At 69.0% G+C, this 21,297-nt stretch carries 16 protein-coding genes, 1 tRNA gene and 1 other RNA gene; 11 read left to right on the top strand and 7 right to left on the bottom strand.

All coding sequences use genetic code 11. The features are described 5' to 3' along the window. Positions 1-4: 4 nt before the first annotated feature. A complete protein-coding gene (locus VGO10_RS13750; RefSeq protein WP_327469234.1) occupies positions 5-1,189 on the bottom strand; it encodes a homogentisate 1,2-dioxygenase in 1,185 nt (394 codons plus the stop codon). A 3-nt stretch (positions 1,190-1,192) separates the two neighbouring features. Continuing rightward, positions 1,193-2,329, bottom strand: coding sequence for a 4-hydroxyphenylpyruvate dioxygenase (hppD, locus tag VGO10_RS13745; protein WP_327469232.1), 1,137 nt, complete (start codon positions 2,327-2,329; stop codon positions 1,193-1,195). Positions 2,330-2,402: 73 nt separating this feature from the next. On the opposite strand from hppD, the gene VGO10_RS13740 reads away from it, so the two are divergent. From VGO10_RS13740 to VGO10_RS13730, 3 genes are read left to right on the top strand one after another with little or no spacing between them, the layout of a single operon-like run. Then, positions 2,403-2,840 (top strand): Lrp/AsnC family transcriptional regulator, encoded by a 438-nt coding sequence (locus tag VGO10_RS13740; protein WP_327469230.1) that lies wholly within the window; start codon positions 2,403-2,405, stop codon positions 2,838-2,840. A 36-nt stretch (positions 2,841-2,876) separates the two neighbouring features. Beyond that, a complete protein-coding gene (locus tag VGO10_RS13735) occupies positions 2,877-3,191 on the top strand; it encodes a hypothetical protein (RefSeq protein ID WP_327469228.1) in 315 nt (104 codons plus the stop codon). An 11-nt stretch (positions 3,192-3,202) separates the two neighbouring features. Then, entirely contained in the window at positions 3,203-3,970 is a 768-nt protein-coding gene (locus VGO10_RS13730) for a hypothetical protein (RefSeq protein ID WP_327469226.1), read from the top strand. A 3-nt stretch (positions 3,971-3,973) separates the two neighbouring features. Here the strand turns inward: VGO10_RS13730 and VGO10_RS13725 are convergent, their stop codons facing one another. The 3 genes from VGO10_RS13725 to VGO10_RS13715 form a co-directional block, all read right to left on the bottom strand. Further along, positions 3,974-4,483 carry a PaaI family thioesterase gene (locus tag VGO10_RS13725; protein ID WP_327469224.1) on the bottom strand — a complete coding sequence of 170 codons (510 nt, stop codon included), beginning with the start codon at positions 4,481-4,483 and terminating at the stop codon, positions 3,974-3,976. Next, a complete protein-coding gene (locus tag VGO10_RS13720; RefSeq protein WP_327469222.1) occupies positions 4,480-5,898 on the bottom strand; it encodes a DHA2 family efflux MFS transporter permease subunit in 1,419 nt (472 codons plus the stop codon). Before VGO10_RS13720 ends, VGO10_RS13725 begins: the two co-directional genes overlap by 4 nt. Positions 5,899-6,057: 159 nt before the next feature. Then, a complete protein-coding gene (locus tag VGO10_RS13715; RefSeq protein ID WP_327469220.1) occupies positions 6,058-6,402 on the bottom strand; it encodes a hypothetical protein in 345 nt (114 codons plus the stop codon). Positions 6,403-6,473: 71 nt separating this feature from the next. Between VGO10_RS13715 and VGO10_RS13710 the strand changes: the two genes are divergently transcribed. Next, positions 6,474-7,409 (top strand): LysR family transcriptional regulator, encoded by a 936-nt coding sequence (locus tag VGO10_RS13710; protein ID WP_327469218.1) that lies wholly within the window; start codon positions 6,474-6,476, stop codon positions 7,407-7,409. Between the two features lie 2 nt (positions 7,410-7,411). After that, entirely contained in the window at positions 7,412-7,954 is a 543-nt protein-coding gene (locus tag VGO10_RS13705) for a DUF488 domain-containing protein (protein WP_327469216.1), read from the top strand. 15 nt (positions 7,955-7,969) lie between these two features. Here the strand turns inward: VGO10_RS13705 and VGO10_RS13700 are convergent, their stop codons facing one another. Further along, positions 7,970-8,821, bottom strand: a complete 852-nt coding sequence (locus VGO10_RS13700; protein ID WP_327469214.1) for a fumarylacetoacetate hydrolase family protein — start codon at positions 8,819-8,821, stop codon at positions 7,970-7,972. Positions 8,822-9,480: 659 nt separating this feature from the next. Between VGO10_RS13700 and VGO10_RS13695 the strand changes: the two genes are divergently transcribed. Beyond that, complete coding sequence (locus VGO10_RS13695; RefSeq protein ID WP_327469212.1) at positions 9,481-13,674, top strand: hypothetical protein; 4,194 nt, start codon at positions 9,481-9,483, stop codon at positions 13,672-13,674. 80 nt (positions 13,675-13,754) lie between these two features. Further along, complete coding sequence (locus tag VGO10_RS13690) at positions 13,755-17,666, top strand: NHL repeat-containing protein (protein ID WP_327469210.1); 3,912 nt, start codon at positions 13,755-13,757, stop codon at positions 17,664-17,666. A gap of 85 nt (positions 17,667-17,751) precedes the next feature. Here the strand turns inward: VGO10_RS13690 and VGO10_RS13685 are convergent. Continuing rightward, positions 17,752-17,837 (bottom strand) — tRNA-Leu (locus tag VGO10_RS13685). Between the two features lie 126 nt (positions 17,838-17,963). Between VGO10_RS13685 and lexA the strand changes: the two genes are divergently transcribed. The 4 genes from lexA (at position 17,964) to VGO10_RS13665 (ending at position 21,255) form a co-directional block, all read left to right on the top strand. Then, positions 17,964-18,596 (top strand): transcriptional repressor LexA, encoded by a 633-nt coding sequence (gene lexA / locus VGO10_RS13680; protein ID WP_327469208.1) that lies wholly within the window; start codon positions 17,964-17,966, stop codon positions 18,594-18,596. Position 18,597: 1 nt separating this feature from the next. Then, positions 18,598-18,939 (top strand): hypothetical protein, encoded by a 342-nt coding sequence (locus VGO10_RS13675; RefSeq protein ID WP_327469206.1) that lies wholly within the window; start codon positions 18,598-18,600, stop codon positions 18,937-18,939. Between the two features lie 141 nt (positions 18,940-19,080). Beyond that, an RNA gene (gene rnpB / locus VGO10_RS13670) (RNase P RNA component class A) lies at positions 19,081-19,419 on the top strand. A 66-nt stretch (positions 19,420-19,485) separates the two neighbouring features. Beyond that, on the top strand, positions 19,486-21,255 hold the full coding sequence (locus VGO10_RS13665; protein ID WP_327469204.1) for an LLM class flavin-dependent oxidoreductase: 1,770 nt from the start codon (positions 19,486-19,488) through the stop codon (positions 21,253-21,255). The last annotated feature ends 42 nt before the right edge of the window (positions 21,256-21,297 follow it).

Here is a 21,297-nt window from a genome sequence, read left to right as displayed (position 1 = left end):
CCCATCATCGCGGCTGGGCGGCCTCGCGGTCCGGGTTCCACGAATACGCGTAGGACGGATCGTCGTGATCGCGCCACAGCGCCGCCAGCTTCAGCGGCTTGAAGGTGTCCCACATGACCGCGAGCTCGTTGGTGTGCGTCATGCCCAGCGCCTTCTCGACGGTGCCCGGTTGCGGGCCATGGGGCAGGCCGGAGGGGTGCAGCGTGAGGCAGCCGACGTCGACGCCCTTGCGCGCCGCGTAGTCGCCGGCGGCGTAGAACATCACCTCCTCGGACTGGATGTTCGAGTGGTGGTAGGGGATCGGAACGGCTTCGGGATCCCAGTCGAGCATTCGCGGGGCGAAGGTGCAGATGACGAAGTTCGGCCCTTGGAAGGTCTGATGGGCCGGCGGAGGGAGGTGGAAGCGCCCGGCGCGCGGCTCGAAGTCATCGGCGTTGAAGGTGTAGGGGAACACGTAGCCGTCCCAGCCGACGACGTCGAACGGATGGCGATCCAGGAGATAGCGCTGGACACCGCCGCGGACGCGGACGTCGAGGGTGAACTCGCCCTCCTCGTCATGGGTCTCCAACTCGATCGGCCCGTGGAAGTCGCGCTGGGAGTACGGCGCGTGCTCCAGAAGTTGGCCGTAGCGGTTGCGATAGCGGTTGGGCGTCTCGATCTCGCCGGGCGTGTGGAAGCAGATCCAGAACTGCTCCACGCCAGGATCGGGCTCGAAGCGGTAGGTCGTCCCGCGCGGGATGACGACGTAGTCGCGCTCCCGGAAGAGGACGGGCCCGAAGTTCGTGCGCAGCTTGCCGCTGCCGCGGTGGACGTAGATGACCTCGTCGCCCTCGCCGTTGCGATGAAAGCCCTCCTGAGACTCCGTCGGCTTGGCGACCGAGACCTCGATGTCATTGTTGTACATCAACAGCTGGCGCCCGGCGACGGGGTCGCCGCCTGCGGGTGCGCCGTTGATGTCGGCGAGTCGGTGGACATGGGCGTCAGGCACCCACTCCTCGCGACGGATCGGGGCGAAGCCGCCGACCTCCGACAGCCGGCAGGGCGAGTGCAGGTGGTAGAGGATCGTCTCGTTGCCGCTGAAGCCCTCGTAGCCGAGGACCTCCTCGGTCAGCAGCGGTGAGCCCGCGCCGTTGCGCCGCACCTGGATGTGGCGCTTGCGGGGGACGTCGCCGAGGGTGACGTAGCGCATGGCTCAGAGGTTCCCACGCCGGTCCTGCTCGCGCTCCAGGGCCTCGAAGAGCGCCTTGAAGTTGCCGTCGCCGAAGCCGCGGGCGCCGTGGCGTTCGATGACCTCGAGGAAGACGGTTGGGCGGTCGCCGATCGGCTTGGTGAAGATCTGCAGGAGGTAGCCCTCGTCGTCACGGTCGACCAGGATGCCCTGGGTGCGCAGGTCGTCGATGATCGGCGCGACCTCCGGGACGCGGATCGGCGCGTCCTCGTAGTAGGAGGCCGGGATGTCGAGGAACTCGACGCCGCGGCGGCGCATCTCGGCGACGGTGTTGACGATGTCGCGCGTGGCGACCGCGAGGTGCTGGGCGCCCGGACCCTCGTAGAACTCCAGGTACTCCTCGATCTGCGACTTGCGCTTGCCCTCGGCCGGCTCGTTGATGGGGAACTTGACGACGCCCTTGCCGTCGGCGACGACCTTCGACATCAAGGCGGAGTACTCGGTCGAGATCGCCTCGTCGGTGAAGTGGAGCATCTCCTTCATGTTGAAGACGTCCTCGTAGAACGACACCCATGGGTCCATGTGCTCGACGTTGCCGACGATGTGGTCGATGGCGAGGAGCATGGGGTGGGCGGGATCGTCTTCTGGCGAGCCGTCCTCGCGGGTCTCGTAGCCGGGCAGGAACGCGCCCTTGTAGTCGCCGCGAGCGACGAACGTGTGCAGCGTCTCGCCGTAGGTCTTGATGGTGGCCATCCGCACGGTGCCGTGCTCGTCGCTGCTGTCGTGCGGCTCGACGACGCCTTCGGCGCCGCGCGTCGTCGCCTCGCGCCAGGCGTGGTCGACGTCAGGAACGCTCAAAGCAATCACCTTGACCCCATCACCGTGGTGGCGGTGATGCTCGGCGATGGGGGAGTCGGAGTGCAGCGCGCCGGTGAGGACCAGGCGGATGCGGCCCTGCTGGACGACGTAGGAGGCGCGGTCGCGCGCGCCGGTCTCCAGCCCCGAGTAGGCCACCAGCTTGAAGCCGTAGGCGCGCGTGTAGAAGAACGCAGCCTGCTTGGCGTTGCCCACGAAGAGCTCCACGTGGTCGATGCCGTTGAGCGGCATGTAGTCCTGCAGGCCGTGGGGCGCAACGGAGGTGGCGGCGGTCTCGGAAGGCATGGACGGAATGATCCGCTTGTCAAACGCCGGTCTCAACCACGATTCGTTGCGTATCTGCGGATAAACTGCGGTGATGGACGACACAGACCGCAAGATCGTTGCGCTGCTCCGAACGGACGCCCGTCGCTCCTTTCAGGACATCGGCGGCCACGTCTCGCTCAGCGCGCCCGCGGTCAAGCGCCGCGTCGACAAGCTGCAGTCCGAGGGCGTGATCCGCTCTTACGCAGCGGTCGTCGACCCAGCCGCGATGGGCTGGCACACCCACGCCGTCGTCGCGCTCTACTGCGAGGGCCGCATGTCCGCCGCTGAGGTCCGCAAGGCCATCGAGCCCCACGACGAGGTCGAGTCGGCCTACACGGTCGCCGGCGAGGCCAGCGCGATCCTCCACGTCCGCGCCGCCGACACCCAGCACTTGGAAGAAGCGCTCGAGCGCCTCCGCGACACGCCCGGCGTCCGCCGGACCCACACGCAGGTCGTCCTCTCGACGCTCTTCGAGCGCCCGGTGGCATAGCTCGACTGCCGTCAGGCGGTGTGTCAGACTGAAGGTGTGAGCTTGCTGGATCCACAGTCCCTCGGCACCGACACGCCCAGGACCTTGGATGGCCGGACCTATCCGGAACACCTGCGGGAGTACCACCGCTACGACCACTTGGTTCTGCCGCTGGTCGACCCCCGTCGGCCGCAGACGTTCGACGACCTGGCCGCGGGGCTCGATGATCGCAATGCCCTGGCGGACCTCCCTGCCTGGCTCGCCTCGGCGGAGTGGCGTGGGTTGATCGAGCGCGCCGACAAGCCGAGTCGCGGTCCGCGGGCATACGTCCTCGGTCCGTGCGGTCACGCGAACATCCCGCACGCCGCGTAGCCGACTCCGACGTGGCGCAGCATCAGGCCGACGACCTGTTCGTCACGCGACGCGGCACGCCGCGACTTGTCCGATGTGCTGTCTTGTTCATCGACTTGCTCGGGGTCCGGGCGATGAATCGCGGGCCGGTGTCGCAGGTTCGTCGCCATCTGATCGATCTCGATCGTGCGGTGACCGGGCGCTATCGAAATTACTTCCGCCCTGAGTCGGAGTGGCGCGCGGCGTTCTTCTCGGACACGCTGGTCCTCGCCGCGCCGATCACAGAGCCTGGAGACGAAGACACGGAGATCCGTGGGCTGGTCCGCCAGGCTGCATGGCTCCAGCTCGCGCTCTCTCAGAGCGATTTCTTCGTACGCGGTGGGCTCAGCCTGGGCTACTTCCACATTCGCGATGGGCTGATCTTCGGCCCGGCACTGGCCGAGGCGTATGAACTGGAGAGCCGCCACGCGGTGTACCCGCGCGTGATCCTCAGCCGCGACGCGGAGGCGGCGGTGACACGACCGAGCAGCCGCCTGTTCTGCGACGGCGACGGCTGGACGTTCATCAACTACTTGGGCCCGCTGTTCGACGAGCTCGAGGATCCGGTGCCGACCTTGCAGTTGCACCGTGGTCGCGTCGTGGATCGCTTGAGCCGACACCGCGACGACAAGCGTGTCTGGGAGAAATATCGCTGGATCGCCGAGTACCACAACGCGTTCGTCGACCGGGACGAGTTCGTCAGCGATGACGTCTGTGTCGCGTCCGACGCCATGACCTGGCCCTTCGAGCCGTTCGCCTAGCGCTCAGCGCGGCGGCAAGATCAGGCAGGTCGACGTGCCGTGGGCGATCTTCTTGCCGGAAGCCGCGTCGGTGATCGTCGCCTCGACGAGCACGGCGGTCGAGCCGCGGTGCAGGACGGTGCCTTCGGCCAGGAGACGGGCGCCGCCGGCGAAGGAGGGGCGCAGGAAGTTCACCTTGAGCTCCAAGGTGGTGTACATGCCGCCGGGTGGGAGGGTCGTGTGGACCGCGCAGCCCATGGCGCTGTCGAGCAAGGTGGTGATGATCCCGCCGTGGACGGTGCCCAGCGGGTTCTGATGGGCTTCGAGCGGATCCATCGAGAAGACGACGTTGCCCTCGTCGACGCGGTCGATGCCGAAGCCAAGCAGCCGGGCGACCGGCGGTGCGGGCAGCTCACCGCTCATGATCCCGCGCATCAGCTCGAGGCCGGTGAGCGTCGCGCTCGCGGTGATGACGGGCGTGGGGTCGTCCCAGGAGACGATGCGCGAGCGTGTCGAGTCATCGATAGCCGTCATGCCGCCACCTCCGGCGCCATCGACGCGACGGCGGCTTCGAGCTCGTCCTCCACGTTGCCCTTATGCGCCTTCAGCGAGCCAACCAACGTAAAGGCGGCGGCCGAGGCGAAGGCGGCGGCGACCATCATCCACCAGGCGTTGTCGAAGGTGTCGACGACGTTGGCCGGCGATGGCGTGCCGAGCACTGCGACCAGCAGTGCGACGCCGAGCGCCGAGCCGAGCTGGCGTGACATCGTCAGCACGGCGCTGCCGGTCGCCAGCCGCGTCGGCGGCAGTTGCGCCGTCGCCGCGCCGGCCAGTGCCGGATTCACGAAGCCCACACCTGCGCCGCCGATCAGCATGCCGGGAAGGTAGTCGCTGGCGTAGTGCTCCGTCACCCCGAGGTGCGTCGCCCACCACACGCCGCCCAGCCCGAAGAGCAACGCGCCGATCGTGCCGACCGCCCGCGGACCGATCCGGCCGCTGAGAATCCCTCCGCCGACGGCGAAGAGCGCCGCCATCGACGGCCCCGGGGCGATCTTCAAGCCGGCGCCCAACGCCGTCTCGCCCCACACCTCGGTCAGCCACAGCACGCTCCCCAGCAGCATCGCCGAGAAGCCGATAAAGAAGAAGATGCCGGCGATGTTGGCTGCCGCGAACGCCTGGACCTTCACCATCGCCGGCTCGACGATCGGGACCGGATGGCGCCCGGAGCGCACGACGAAGGCCACCGACAACACGAGCGCGGCAGCGAACAGCCCGAGCACGCGCCCATCGGTCCAGCCCCAGTCCGGGCCTTCGATGATCCCGCCGATCAGCGTCGCCACGGCCGCGGTCAGCAGCCCCGCGCCGACGAGGTCCGGGCGTGGGGCATCCTCCTCGCGGATCTCGTGCAACGCCCGCGTGCCGGCGACGATCGCCGCGATGCCGATCGGGATGTTCACCAAGAAGACCCAGCGCCAGGACAGCTCGACCAGCAGGCCGCCGATGACCGGCCCGGCCGCCGCCGCGGTGCCACCGACCGCCGCCCAGAGGCCGATCGCCAGCCCGCGCTTCTCCGGCGGGAACTCCGGCAGCAGCAGGCCGAGCGAGGCCGGCATCAGGACCGCCGCGCCCGCAGCCTGGACGACGCGCGCGGCGACGAGCACGCCGATCGACGGCGCCGCGGCACACGCGGCCGAGGCCACCGTGAACAGCGCCAGGCCACCGAGGAAGGCGCGCTTGCGCCCGGTTCGATCCGCCCAGCGCCCGGCGGGGACCAGGAGCGCGGCGAAGACGATGGCGTAGGCGTTGAGCACCCAGGAGAGCGATGCCAGCGACGTGCCGGCGAAGTCGCGCTGAATGTCGGGGAACGCGATGTTGACGATGAACAGGTCGAGGCTGGCGACGAAGACCCCGACCGACACGATGGCGGCGACGCGAGCGCGACGGCTCATTGCCCTACCCTTCGGAGAACGGTCAGTTGCATGAGGCGACCGGGACCGTATCGCAGTCAGTTGCATCACGCAACCGAGACCTCGAAGGTTGATCGCGCCGAGCGCCGCGCACACCCGGCGAACGGGTGCGGCGGCGCTCCGGCGCGTATCGCCCGTCAGCTACCCGCGCGCGAGCGCAGGGTGCCGCCGGGTGCTCGCTCCCATACGCCGGAGGATGTCCCGGCGCCCGGCGAAGCTGCGGGCCGTATCGGCAATGTGCAGCTTCAGCAGGGCGACGAGATCGGCGGTGGGGGCGAAGGGGTCAGCGATCGTGCGGCCGCCGTCGAGGGCGACAGCGGCGAGGATGCGGCCGTCGCGCTCGGCGACGATGGCGGAGCCGGCGAGGGGGCGCTGGCTGTCGAGCGCCGCGAGGCGCGCGAGCGTGGGAGCGTCGTCGGGGTAGGCGGGGCGGATGACGAGCGCGTCCACAGCGGGGAGGTTTGGGGAGAAGGTGCTGGAGGACATGGGAAAGATCATGAGGAACTCCGCCCATCAGCACAAATGACATTTGGTGACCGGCGGAGTAAGTTCTGCTTATGCTCGATGTCCGTCGCCTCCGTGTGCTTCGCGAGGTCGCCACGCACGGCTCGTTCTCCTCCGCCGCCGAGGCGCTGTCCTACACGCAGTCGGCGGTCTCCCAGCAGATCGCCGCGCTGGAGCGCGAGGCGGGCTCACGGTTGGTCGAGCGTTCCGCGCGCGGTGTCACGCTGACCGACGCGGGCCGGGCGCTGGTCGCCCATGCCGACGTCATCCTCGCGCGCCTGGCCGATGCCGAGGACGAACTGCAGGCGATCGCCGGCCTGCGCGGCGGCCGGCTGCGCCTCGCCGCGTTCGCGAGCGCCTGCGCGACGCTGATGCCCCAGGCCGTCGCGCGCTTCCGTGAGCGCCATCCCGGCGTCGAGCTGTCGCTCTGCCCGGCTGATCCCGACGACGCCCTGCGTTTGCTGCGCGGCGGCGAGAGCGATATCGCGCTGTCGATCGAGACGTGCTTCAACACGCGCTCTGAGCCCGGCATCGACACTGTGGCGCTGCTCGATGATCCCATGTACATCATGTTGCCGCGCGACCATCCGATGGCCGACCGTCCGCGGCTCAAGCTGACGGATCTCGCCGACGAGTCGTGGATGATCGGCACGTCGGGCACCTGCCCGGACACCAGCATCTTCCTCAACGCCTGCCAGGCCGTCGGCTTTGCCCCCAACATCGCGTTCAACATGGATGACTACACGGCGATCCAGGGCTTCGTCGCGGCCGGGATGGGCGTGTCCTTCGTCCCGGACCTCGCGCTGGTTGCTGTGCGCGACGACGTGATCGTCCGCTCGCTCGGGGCGCGGCCGCCAGTGCGGCGCATCGTCGCCACGACGTTGGCCGACTCGTTCCGCTCGCCGGCCAAGCAGGCGATGCTCGACGTGCTGGTCGAGGTGTCCGCCGAGTTCGGCGCCCGCCGCACCGAGCTGGCGCTCGCGTCCTGAGCTTGACCGCGCGCACGATCTTCACGGTCGGCCACTCGTCGCACGCGCTGGCGCGTCTGGCGGCGCTGCTGGGCGAGCACGGCGTGACGCAGGTCGTCGACGTGCGGCGCTGGCCGCGTTCGCGGCGCCATCCGCACTTCGATGACGACGCGCTGGCGGTCGAGCTGGCGCCGCATGGCATCGCCTACGTGCATGTCCCGGAGCTCGGTGGTCACCGCGATCCGACCCCTGGGTCCGGCAACGACGGCTGGGACGTGCCGGCCTTCATCGGCTACGCCGATCATCTGGCGTCAGAGGAGTTCGCGCGTGGGCTGGCGCGGCTGGACGCCTTGGCGGCGGCGCGGCCGACCGCCGTGATGTGCGCCGAGGGCGACTGGCGACGTTGTCATCGTCAGCTGCTCGCCGATGTCTTGGTGGCCCGCGGCGGCGCCGTCTGGCACATCGCGCCGGCCGGAGGGTTGGAGCCGCATGTGCTGACGGCGTTCGCGGTCGTCGACGATGGCCTGCCGCGCTACCCGGCGCCGCAGCTCGGGCTCGGGTTCTGAAGAAGCCCCGGCGCGCTAGACGATCGGCGCGCTGAGGCTGCCGAGCCCCGGCGCGCTGATGGTCACCGTGTCGCCCGGGGCCAGCCAGCGCACCTCGCCGTCGATGCCGCCGTCGGCGTTGAGCTCCAGCAGGCAGCCGCGGTTCAGCGTGCCTGAGCCGAGGACGTCGCCGGGCTTGAGCCGGGTCTCCTTGGCGGCGTGCGCGGCGAGCTGCGGCCAGCTCCAGTGCATCGCCCCGGCGTCGCTGCTCGTGATCTCGCGGTCGCCGAGCGACGCGGTGGCCTTCAGCTGCAGGCGACCGTCCTCGATGGGGAGCTCGTCGGGCGTGACCAGCCACGGACCGATCGACGTCGCGAAGTCCTTGCCCTTGGCGGGCCCGAGGCCGACGGTCATCTCGCGGCGCTGGATGTCGCGCGCGCTCCAGTCGTTGAGCAGCGTGTAGCCGGCGATCTCGGCGTCTTCGCCGATCACGGCGGCGATCTCGAGCTCGAAGTCCAGCCACTCGCAGTGCGCGGGGCGGCGCACGGGCTCGCGCGGGCCTTGGATCGAGGCGGGGTTGGAGAAGTAGAAGACGGGCGCCTCGTACCAGGCCTCCGGGATCTCGCTCGAGCCCCGCAGCCGCGCGCCCGTCGCGACGTGGCCCTCGTAGGCGAAGAAGTCGCGGACGCTCGGCGGCTCGGGGATCGGCGCGAGCAGCCGGACGTCGGCGAGCGCATGGTCGCGCCCGGCCGGCTCGTGGCCATCGCCGCGCAGCCAGTCGAGCATCGTGGGCGCCGCGAGCTCGACCACCCGCGCGTCGTCGCCCTCGCCGTCGAGGCGGCCGACACGGACCGAGCTGTGGGGATCGCGGAACGTCACGAGGCGCATGGGGCGGGACGCTAGCCGGTACGGCCGGAAGGGCGCGCAGGCGGCTTCCCGACCGACGATTGGAGCGGGAATCCTGGGTTACCACTAATCCGTTCCTGTAGGGCGATGAAGTCGGCGCTCTCCGTGTCTTGTTGGAGCTAAGGAATCATTTGTTACCTCTGTACTTGACATCGGTAGACTGCCTTGTCTAGGCTCGCGGCAATCGTTCCGAAAACACCGACGGTTCCTCAATCTCCGGGTCGAGGTCGCAGGCGTTCGGATCGACGTTGTGGGAGAGAGATGACATCTCGTCAGGCCGCAGCGGCCTGATCGAGACAGGACAGCAAGGAATCTGCTTTGGGTCAGACGGTCTCGAGCGCGGCGCCCGCCGCGTTCACGAAGTGCTGCGCGCTTCCGGCGCGTGGCGCCACACAGGTGTCGAGAGGCTCGTCCGCGCAGGACGGGGCCCGTGCCGTCGCGGGGGCCGCGCGCCACTTGCGCCGGACCACCCTCTGCTGCCCGGGCCATGTCGTTGGCCGCTGCGCCGATGCCCCCAACCCATCGATCGTCACCGCCGGATGACCCAAGGGCCCATGACTTCCACCCGCACGACCAACACCACGAGAAGGACGACCTGCATGCCTGACTGTTTGGTTGATGCCGGCGCTGCCGCGCCGGGCGTGTCGCTTCGCCCCCTGAGTTTGGGGCGGCTTGTCACGCTCGCCGCCCTCGCGCTGCTCATCTTCGGTGCGGCATCGGCATCGGCCTTCCAGACGCATGTGTTCTCGGCGAGCTTCGGGAGCGCGGGTTCGGGTGCCGGTCAGGTGTCGTCTCCTTCGGGTGTCGCGGTCAACGCCACCACGCATGACATCTACGTGGCCGATACGGCGAACTTCCGGGTCGATCAGTTCTCGTCGGCCGGCGCGTTCATCCGTGCCTGGGGCTGGGGCGTCGCCGATGGCCTTCCGGCCCTCGAGACGTGCACGCTCTCCTGCCAGGCCGGACTCTCAGGCTCCGGCGTGGGACAGTTCACGACCCCGACGTTCATCGCCGTCGACAACTCCGCCGGAGCCTCCGCAGGCGATGTCTACGTGGGCGACACCGGCACCAACCAGGTCCAGAAGTTCGATGCCGCCGGCAGTCTGACCACCGCTTGGGGGAGCGGTGGTCAGCTCGACGGCTCCACCGCCACGGACGGTCCCTTCGGCGCTCTCGCGGGCATCGCCATCGACACCACCGGCAACCTCAACGTCTTCGACACCAACACCCGGCTCTTCCGCTTCGCCCAGGACGGCACCTTCACCACCGACTTCACCACCGCCCGCGGCACGTCGGCCCTTGGCCTCGGCGTCGATGACTCAGGCAACTTCTTCAAGGTCAACGGCTCGCCGAGCGTCGAGAAGTTCCTCTCCGACGGCACCGACGTCGGCCAGGTGAGCGGAGGCGATTCGTTTGCCACCGGTATCGCGGTCGACCCCTCCAGCGGCAGCCTCTATCTCGATAACCAAGGCCTCTCCGTGCAGCGATTCGCATTTGACGGCTCCGGGGGTGTGGTCGGCACCGGCTGCACGCCGGCTCCCGACGGCGGGTGCCCGGCCACCGACTCCTTTGGCGACGGTCATCTCACTGCCGCCACCGCCCTCGCCGCTGATGCGTCCGACCACACGATCTACGCCGCCGACCCCGGGGCCGACCAGATCGTCGCGTTTGCGGCCTCGGTGATTCCCGACGTCACGACCGATCCTGCGACCGCGCCGCAGAAGACCACCGCGACCCTCAACGGCCATCTCGATCCCGCCGGCGGCGGTGACATCTCCGACTGTCACTTCGACTACACCAACGACGCCACCTTCCAATCTCAGGGCTATACGGGCGCCTCCACGGTTGCCTGCGACCAGGCCACCCCGATTTCCTCTCCTGCTGCGGTAACTGCCGGGCCCACGGGCCTCACCAATGCCACGACGTACCACTTCCGTCTCGTGGCCGTCGATGCCCAGGGGACCAACCGCGGAGCCGACCAGACCTTCACCACCAGCCCGCCGCTCGACCTCACGATCGCACCAGCTGCGCCGGTCGGCACGACCACCGCGACCCTCAACGGCCACGTCGACTCCAGCGGCGGCGGTGACATCTCCGACTGTCACTTCGACTACACCGACGATGCCTCGTTCCAGGCCAACGGATTCACCGGCGCCCTTACCGCCCCCTGCAGCCAGGCGTCCCCGATCTCGTCGCCGACCGACGTCTCCGCCGATCTCACCGGTCTGGCCCCGGGCACCGACTACCACGCCCGCCTCGTCGCCACCAACGGCGACGGCACCACCCACACGGCCGATCAGCCCTTCCGCACCACCGGCCCCGCGATCGGGGACGAGTGGTCCAGTGAGGTTGGTGTCACCGACGCCATCCTCAACGCTCGCATCAACCCCAAGGACTCCAGCACCACCTACCACTTCGACTACGGCACCGACACCTCCTACGGTCAGAGCGCCCCCGCCTCCGACGCCACGCTCGGCTCGGGTTCGCAAGACCTGATCGCCACGCAGCTCATCGCCGCGCTCAGCCCGGCCACCACCTACCACTACCGCGTCGTCTCCACCAACGCCACCGGGACGAGCGAGGGCCCTGACCGCTTCTTCACCACCCGGCCGACCACCTCGGCCGCCTCCGACACCTGCCCCAACGCCGCCCTGCGCACCACGTACGCGGCTTACCTGCCTGACTGTCGCGCCTACGAGCAGGTCTCCCCGACCGACAAGAACGGCGGCGAGGCCGGCGTCATCGTCCAGGGCGCCGAGCACGACATCTCCCGCGTCGCCGCTTCTGGCGATGGGCTGGCCTGGGCGAGCTTCGCGAACGCGCTGGCCGGCAGCGCCGGTGCTCAGACCCAGAACACCATGCTCTCTCGTCGTGGCACCACCGGCTGGACGACCAACGACATCACCCCGCCCATGAAGTTCCCGAGAGCCCTCATCAGCGCCCCGTGGTTTCTCCTCGCCTTCACCGATGAGCTCGACAAGGGCCTCACAGACACCGGCCCCTATCCAAACCTCAGCCCCGACGCCACCGGCGGCCAGAACAACATCTACCTATCCGATCTGTCCGATCCCGCCCATCCTTCCTATCAGGTTGTCACCCCGGCGATACCGAATGGCCGTTTCGCGGTGCTCGGGGGCACATCGGCCGATCTGACCCACATTGTCTTCTCGGCGCCTGAGGCCCTCACGCCGAACGCCGTTCCCGGCGGCGCGGACAACATCTACGAGCGGGTGGGCGGGCAACTCCGCCTCGTCAACGTCGATCCCTCGGGCACCCCGATACCGGCCGGCAATGGGGCCGGCGGCACAGGCCCATACGGGGGTTCCAGCCCTCGCGTTGTCTCCACCGATGGCTCGCGCATCTTCTGGGAGGGCCTGGACGGCAACCTCTACGTCCGTGAGAACGCCACCACCACGACCCAGCTGGACGCCTCTCAGGGCGCCGGCCCCGGCGGCGGGGGCTCTTTCTACACGGCCAGCCCCGACGGTTCCATGGTCATCTTCAGGGCGCCGGCCTCCTCTGCGCTCACCTCAGACACGGTTCCCGGCAGCGGCCCGAACCTCTATCGCTACGACCTCAACACCGGCACCCTCACCGACCTCACCCCGGCGCCTGATGTCCAGCTCATCGGCTTCTCCGGCTCAAGCGACGACACCAGCTACGCCTACTTCGTCGCCAACGGCGACCTCGACGGCGCAGGCCCCGCCACGCCGGGCGACTGCGACAACGCCAACCACGGAACCTGCAACCTCTACCTCTCCCACGCCGGCACCACCACCTTCATCGCCCGCCTGGGTGCGAGCGACGCGCAGGATTGGCAGGTCTTCGACAACCAGGGCGGAGGCGCACCGACCGGGCCCGTCGTCACGACACCGGACGGGACTCATTTCGCCTTCCAGTCCCAAGGCAGCCTGACCGGCTACGACAACACGCCTGCGACAGGTCCCGCCTGTGGCCGGGACTCGGACGGTCAGCAGTTCCTCGGCCGCTGCCCCGAGGTCTACCTCTACGACGCCACCTCCAACCATCTGAGCTGCCCGTCGTGTAACCCAACCGGCGGCCGTCCCCGCGGACCTTCCACCCTTCAGATCGGGCACGAGGGCGACTTCGTCGGGACGCTTCAGCACCGCCCGCGCGACATCGCCGACGATGGCACCGTCTTCTTTCAGAGCTTTGACCGGCTGGTCTCGCGCGACACCAACGCCAGCCAGGATGTCTACGAATGGGCCGGCGGTCAGGCCAAGCTCGTTTCATCCGGTACGAGCTCCGACAACGCCATCTTCCTCGACGCCACCCCTGACGGCTCCGGTCTCTTCTTCCTCACCCGCGACCGGCTCGCAGGGCAAGACGTCGACCAGAGCTTCGACATCTACGACGCTCGAGTCGACGGTGGTCTCGCCTCCCAGAGTCCACCGCCGGCCGTGTCCTGCAGTGGTGAGTCGTGCAAGGGCGCGCCGGTGGGCCCGCCGCTGCCTGAGAACGCGGCCACCGTCACGTTCACGGGTCCTGGGAACGCCGCGCCCGCGACGGTGAAGGCGGTCCCGAAGGTCAAGGTCACCCACACGATGGTGTCGGGCTCGCGCTTCGTGCTGACGGTCAGGGCGCCCGGCAAGGGCTCGATCACGATCTCGGGCGCGGGCATCAGGACCATCCACAAGAGCTTCGCGAAGGCCGGCTCCTACAAGGTTGCCGTCACCTTGAGCGCCGCCGGCAAGCGAACGCTGAAGCGAAGGCACCGGTTGAAGCTCAGCGCGCGGGTCGGTTACGCGCCGGCTCAAGGGACCGCGTCGTCGGCGACGGTCGCGCTGACGCTCAAGAACGGGGCCTCCAAGTGAGCGTCTCTTCCGTGATCACCGACGCGAGCCGAACCCGAAAGGTCCGTATGACACGCCTGAACTTCCCGATTGCCCGGCGCGTGAGCCTGCTCGCGCTCCTGACCGCGCTGGTGGTTGCCGGCCCGGCCGTGGCCGATATCAGCCGTCAGCCGGCCGGCTCGTTTGGCAGCTTCTCGGGTCACAGCCCGCAGGCGCTGACGGTCGACCAGCACAACGGCGACGTCTACGCCCTCGATCCCGCCAACGGCAAGCTCCATCGCTTCACCGCGACCGGGGCGCCGGACAACTTCACCGCCGGCCCCGGCGCGGGCACCAACACCATCGCCGGCCTGCCGCTGGCCTCGACCGACCTCCGCCTCGCGCAGGTTGCGATCGACCGCTCCGGTGGCCCGGCCGACGGTGACATCTACGTCGCCGATGGCTCCGGCTCCGCCGTCCGCGTCTTTGGCAACGATGGCGCTCCGCTCACGACCCTGAACGGCTCCGGCACGCCGGTCTCCGGCTACGGCTTCGCCTGCGGCGTCGCCGTTGATCAGGCCAACGGAGACGTCTACGTCGGCGACTACGTGGGGCAGGCCGTCTGGCGCTACACGCCCTCGAGCTCGACCCCCTCGGAGTCCGACTACTCCGGCGGTATCGCGACCGCCACCACCCCGTGCGGTGTCGTCGCCGCCGCCGGCAAGGTCTACGCGGGTGACACCTACGACCAGATCGACATCGAGCGCTTCGACGCCTCCGACTTCACGACCGGTCCGCCGCCGACCCCGACGCCGGCGATCGTCGACGCCAATCACCCGACCGCGCTGGCTGTCGATCCCGTCACCGGCGATCTCTACGCCGACGGCGTTCTCAACGATTACGCGGGAACCCAGCGGGTCACCGTCTATGACTCCAGCGGCACGCTCCTCTACCGTTTCGCGCCGGATATCGAAGGCTCTGCTGGGGTTGCCGTCAAGGCGGGCGGTCAGGCCTATGTCTCCGACCCCACCAACAACCGCATCGACGCCTTCACTCCACCGGGGCTTTCGCCCGGCTTCGGCTTTGCCAGCTTTGACGGCGCCGCCGACACGCAGGCCGGCTCACCGGTGACGCAGGCCGGCTCCCATCCCTTCCAGGCCACGACCAGCTTCTCCCTCAACCCCGCCTTCGCTCCCACGGGATATCGCTACCCGGACGGCGACCTCAAGGACCTGCGGGTCGACCTCCCGCCCGGCTTTGTCGGCGACCCCGACGCCACCCCCCACTGCACGCAGGTTGACTTCAACGGTGATTTCTCCCTGGGGATTGGCGGTTGTCCCGACGACACGGTCATCGGATATGTCCACCTCGTCCTCGCGGCGGGCTCCAACGGCTCGGACGAGATCGATCCGATCTGGAACCTCGACCCTCCGCCCGGCCGCCCGGCCCAGTTCGGCTTCATCTCTTCGGTCGCTCCGGTCCGCCTCGACGCCGCGCTCCGCACCGGCGGTGACTACGGCCTCACCGTCAAGGCCGACAATGTCAACCAGACCTACGCGCTGCTCCGGTCCGAAGCGACCTTCTTCGGCGTGCCCGCCGATCCTGCGCACGATCAATTCCGCGGCATCTGCGTCAAGACGCCCGACGCTGACTCCTGCCCCTCCGATCAGCCGCTGAAGCCGTTCCTCACGCTTCCCACCTCCTGCACGGGTCCCGTCACGACCACGATCCGTGCCGATTCGTGGGAGAACCCTGGTGTCTTTGCGAGCCGGTCCTTCCTGAGTCATGACAACGTGGGCAGCCCGATCGGCGGGACCGGTTGTGATCGGCTTGACTTCACGCCGTCGATCACCGTCCAGCCCGACGTCACCGTTGCGGATTCCGCCACGGGCCTGCATGTCGACCTCCGCATTCCCCAGGCCGGCCTCCAGGACACCGACGGCCTCGCCGCCGCCGATCTGAAGAAGGCCGTCGTCACCCTTCCCGAGGGCGTCTCGGTCAACCCGTCCTCGGCCGACGGTCTTGATGCCTGCACTCCGACGCAGGTCGACATCCATGGCCCGGGCGCGGCGCACTGCCCTGACGCGGCGAAGGTCGGCTCGGTCGAGATCGACACGCCGCTGCTGGATCACCCGGTCAAGGGCGCGGTGTATCTGGCGGCCCAGAACGACAACCCGACCGACTCGGTGCTGGGGATCTACATCGCGGTTGACGATCCGCAGTCGGGGATCGTGGTCAAGCTCGCTGGCAAGGTGCATGCCGACCCCGCCACCGGGCAGTTGACGACCACGTTTGACGACAACCCGCAGCTGCCCTTCAGCGATTTCAAGCTGGACTTCTTCGGTGGGCCGCGTGCGGCGCTGGCCACCGCAGATGGCTGTGGGACGTTCTCGACGGTGACGGCGTTGTCGCCGTGGAGTGGCACGCCGGCCAAGACGCCGGGCGACAGCTTTGCGGTCAACGCCAACTGCGCGGGCGGGTTTGCCCCGTCGTTTACGGCCGGTACGACCAATCCGTCGGCAGGGCATGCGACGGGCTTCACGTTGAAGGTCACCCGGGCTGACGGTCAGCAGCACGTCAAATCGGTGACCACGACGCTGGCGCCCGGTCTGCTGGCCAATGTCGGGTCGGTGCCGTTGTGCTCTGACAGCGATGCGGCGTCGGGCACGTGCAGCGACGCGTCGCAGGTCGGCACGACCGATGTGGCGGCGGGTCCGGGCAGCAACCCGTTCCACGTGGCGGGCAAGGTGTTCCTCACCGGGCCCTACAAGGGCGGGCCATACGGCTTGTCGATCGTCACGCGGGCGATCGCCGGCCCGTTTGATCTCGGGACGGTGGTGGTGCGGGCCGCGATCAACGTCGACCCGATCGACGCGCACGTGACCGCGGTCTCTGATGACGTGCCCAACATCCTGGATGTGAAGGGTGATGATGGTGAGACCGATGGATTCCCGTTGCGGGTTCGGTCGATCAGCGTGAACATGGATCGTCCGGGTTTCATGCTCAACCCGACGTCCTGTGACCCGATGGCGATCTCCGGCACGCTGGGCTCCTGGGAGGGTGGCTCGGCTGCGGTGGGCTCGCGGTTCCAGGTTGGCAACTGCAGCTCGCTGGCCGTTGCGCCGAAGCTGGCGCTGAGCTTGACGGGCAAGGGCCAGACCACCGACGACAAGCACCCCGGTGTGCACGCGGTGCTGACGCAGACGCCCGGCCTGGCGAACCTCAAGAAGGTCGAGGTGACCCTGCCGCTCAGCCTGGCGCTGGATCCTGACAACGCCCAGGCGCTGTGTGAGTTCGCCGATGGCTCGAAGGTCGAACCGACCTGTCCGAAGGCCAGCATCGTCGGACACGTCACGGCCGAGTCGCCGATTCTCGACGGGCCGCTGACCGGGCCGGTGTACTTCGTCAAGAACATCCGTGTCGATGCGAAGACCGGCCGGCAGATCCGGACGTTGCCCAAGCTGGTGATCCCGCTGACCGGGCCCAACGGGCTGCGGCTCAACCTCACCGGCCTGAGCTCGGTCCCCGACAACAAGCACCTGGTCTCGACGTTCGACCTGATCCCCGACGCACCGGTCTCGAAGTTCACGCTCGACATCGACGGCGGCAAGCACGGGATCCTCGTGGTGTCGGGCGCCAACATCTGCAAGAGCACCCAGAAGGCCACGCAGGAGGCGACGGGCCAGAACGGCAAGGTCACCGATGCGACGGTGACGATCGGCACACCGTGCACGCTGGGCGTCACCGCCTCGAGCCACACGAGCACGGCGCTCAAGCTGACGGTCGGCGGTCTCGGGGCGGGCAAGGTCGCGGTGTCGGGCAACGCCATCACCAAGACCAGCCGCACGATCGCCTCGGCGACGAGCGCGACCCTGACGGCGAAGTTGACCCGAGCGGCGCGCGCCGCCTTGGCTCACCATCGCAACGTCACGGTCAGGCTCACGATCTCCTTCACGCCCAAGGGCGCCAAGAAGGCCAAGATCATGCACAAGACGCTGACGATCCACGGCGCGTCGAAGTCCGACAAGAAGTGATGTCGGCCGGCTCAGGATCGTGCCGGCGCTCATAAAGGTCTGAGAACGAAGAAAGCCCCGCGCTGTGCGGGGCTTTCTCCGTTCATGCGCCGAAGAGGACTCGAACCTCCACGGGGGAATCCCCCCACAAGGCCCTCAACCTTGCGCGTCTACCAATTCCGCCACCGGCGCGTGACAGGCGGTCGTCAGTCTACCGAGAGGGGGCGATCGGCGACGTTGGCTTGATTCCGTCTGAAGAGCCCGCTACCTTCACGAACACATGTTCGACCGAGACGCGAGTGGCGAAAGGTGACCCCGGTGGATCTGACCAAGCGCCAGCAGGAGATCTTCGACTTCATCAAGCGGTATTCGGCCAAGCACGGATACCCGCCCACGGTGCGGGATATCGGCAAGGCCGTCGGCCTCGCGTCGTCCTCCACGGTGCACGCGCATTTGGCGAACCTCGAGAAGCTCGGGCTGTTGCGGCGGGATCCGTCGAAGCCGCGGGCGCTCGAGCTCCTGGACAAGGCGTCGTCGGCGGTCGGCGATGCGGTGGACAACGTGCGGTCGCTCGTGCGGCCGGCGGGGCTGCCGCTGGTCGGCTCGGTCGCCGCGGGCCAGCCGATCCTGGCCGAGGAGAACATCGAGGAGTACGTGGAGGTTCCGCCGGTCGCCGGCGGCGACAAGGGCGAGTATGTCCTGCGCATCCGCGGTGAGTCGATGAAGGACGCGGGCATCCTGGAGGGCGACTACGTCGTCGTCCACAAGCAGGAGAACGCCTCCGACGGCGACATCGTCGTGGCGTTGGTGGGGGAGGAGGCGACGGTCAAGCGGTTCTTCCGCGAGACCGACCACATCCGCCTTCAGCCCGAGAACACGACGATGGAGCCGATCCGCTCCAAGGACGTGCGGATCATGGGCCGGGTCGTCGGACTCTTCCGGAGCGTGTGACATGAGCGCGACGCTCACGTTGGATCTCTTCCGTCCTCCGATCCTTGATCCGGTGCAGGACAGCAAGCGTCTGCGGGGCCCCGGCTTCGCGCGCGATCGCTCGCCGCGGCGGATCCCCGCCCCGGCGGTGCCGAAGGGCGGCGATCAACGCGCGCACGAATCGATGGTCCAGCAGGGCGGCGGGCCGACCCTCGACGACGTGATCGTCGGGGTCTGGGAGGGCCTTGCCGCACACCGCATCGTCGCGTGCCTGGCCTGTGGTGAGGCGATGACGCCCCGCTACAGCGCCGGGCCCGTGCCGGTCGGCGGGCGCTGTCGCAACTGCGGGACGACGATCTCCTAGGCACGGCAGGTCCGGCGAGCGTTCAGGGCTCGTCGGGCGGGGCGGGGCGGGGCGGGGCGGGGCGGGCGGGCGCGGGCGGCCGGGTCGGTCCGATCATTCGCCTGCAGTCCTTGCGTTGCGCCGCAGCGGCGCTACGCTCGGTGGGCACGCTGGACGGCTGCGGCGGGGAGAAATCCCGTCGAGGAAAGTCCGGACACCACAGGGCATGGTGGTCGGCGCAAGTCGACCCGGTGAAAGCCGCGGGAAAGTGCCACAGAGACATACCGCCGATGGCGGGGCCGCACGTGCGCCCCGCACAGGCAAGGGTGAAAAGGTGCGGTAAGAGCGCACCGCCGTCGTGGTGACATGACGTGGCCAGGCAAACCCCACCAGGTGCAAGGCCAAGCAGGACCGTTTGCAGGCTGCCCGCCAAGGTCCAGGTCGGCCGCGTAGATGGATGGTCGTCCAAGACAAGATCCGGCTTACAGGCGTGCTACGGCGAGGGCCCTCTTCGGAGGGCCCTCGCTAGTTCTAGGCCACCGCCGCGTGACGCGTAGGCTCCGCGGCGTGCGTTTCTCCCTGCTCTACGAGCACCAGCTCCCCCGTCCCTGGGAGCCCGGTGCCGAGCACCGTCTCCTGCAGGAGGCGCTCGTCCAGGTCGAGTTGGCCGACCGCCTCGGCTTCGACACCGTGTGGGCCGTCGAGCACCACTTCCTGGAGGAGTGCTCCCACTCTGCCGCGCCCGGCGTCTTTCTCGCCGCAGCGTCGCAGCGGACCAAGAGCATCAGGTTGGGCTTCGGCGTCCTGCCGCTCCCGCTCGGCTACCAGCACCCCGCGCGGGTCGCCGAGACCGCCGCGACGCTCGACCTCGTCTCCGACGGTCGGGTCGAGCTCGGCACGGGGGAGGGCTCGACCGGCGCTGAGCTCGCGGGCCTCGGGGTCGATCGTGCGACCGCGCGCGCCCAGTGGGCCGAGGCGATCACGACCGTCGCAGAGATGATGGTCGAGACCCCGTTCGCCGGCATCGATGGCGACCACATCAAGATGCCGCCGCGCAACGTCGTCCCCAAGCCGTTGCAGCAGCCGCATCCGCCGCTCTGGGTCGCCTCCACGAAGCGCGAGACGATCCGGCTCGCCGCCGAGCAGGGGCTCGGAGCGCTCAGCTTCACCTTCGCCGAGCCCGAGGAGACCAAGCCCTGGGTCGACGAGTACTACGACATCATCACCTCCGACCGCTGCGTTCCCGCCGGCTTCGCCATCAACCCCAACATCGCCGTGGCGCTGTCGATGTTGGTCCACGCCGACGAGGCCCAGGCGATCGAGCGCGGCATCGACGGCGCCCACTTCTTCGCCTATGCGCGCGGCCACTACGAGGCATTCGGCGAGCACGAGCCGGGGCGCACCTCGATCTGGGACGAGTTCCTGGCCCGCCGCGACGACGCCGGCCTCGCCCGCTCCGCCATCACCGCCGACGGCGGACCGCTCGGCGTCAAGATCCTCAACAACGGTCTGGCCTCGCTGCGCGGCGCCATCGGCACCCCCGCTCAGGTCCGTGAGCTGATCGGCCGCTACGAGACCGCCGGCGTCGACGAGCTCATGCTCTGCGTCCAGACCGGCAAGACCACCCACAACGACATCATGGAGGCATTGGAGCTCTTCGCCGCCGAGGTCATGCCGGAGTTCGCGCAGCGCCGCCCCGCGCGTGAGGAGGCCAAGCGTGAGCGGCTCGGCGATGCGCCTCGTCGCGCTCTGGAGCGCCGCGCTCCGCGCCAGACCGTCGCGCGTGGCTACGCGTTCAAGGCCGATGTCAGCGGGACCGACGCGCACGCGACCGCCGTGCCGAGCCCCGCCGCGCCCGGCGCCCTCGCCAGCACCCGACGGGCGCCGAAGGCCACCGTCGCCGCCCTGCGCCGCACCCTGGAGGCCCGCGGTGAGCACATCTTCCAGGCCTTCGTGCGGCGCGCCGGCGACGAGCGGCTCGCGCGCACGGCCGGGTCGGCGCCCGGCCTCAAGCTCCTCTTTGCCGGCATGGAGCGCCAGTTCGTCGCCGAGCGCGCGGCCGGCTTCACCGGCGACATCCAATACAACCTGCGCGCGGCCGACGGCACGCTGCGCCCCTGGACGGTCACCATCGACGGCGAGCGCGCCAGCGCGCGGCCCGGCGTCTCGGACGCCGCCAAGCTGACGCTCACCCTGTCGGTCGCCGATTTCGTGCGCATCGCCGGTCGCGATCTCGATCCGATCAAGGCGGTGCTGACCGGTCGCCTCGAGCTCGCCGGTGACTTCGCGGTCGCGATGCGGCTGGGGGAGATGTTCGGGCAGCCGGCTCCGTTCTGAAGACGCGCCGCGCCTTGCCGCTCTGTCAACGGCTCGGCCCGT

Origin of the sequence: Baekduia sp. (assembly GCF_035996765.1) — a bacterium.
GTDB lineage: Bacteria > Actinomycetota > Thermoleophilia > Solirubrobacterales > Solirubrobacteraceae > Baekduia.
The sequence above is the reverse complement of the archived record's forward strand: the minus strand, read 5'-3'. Positions and strand labels throughout refer to the sequence as shown.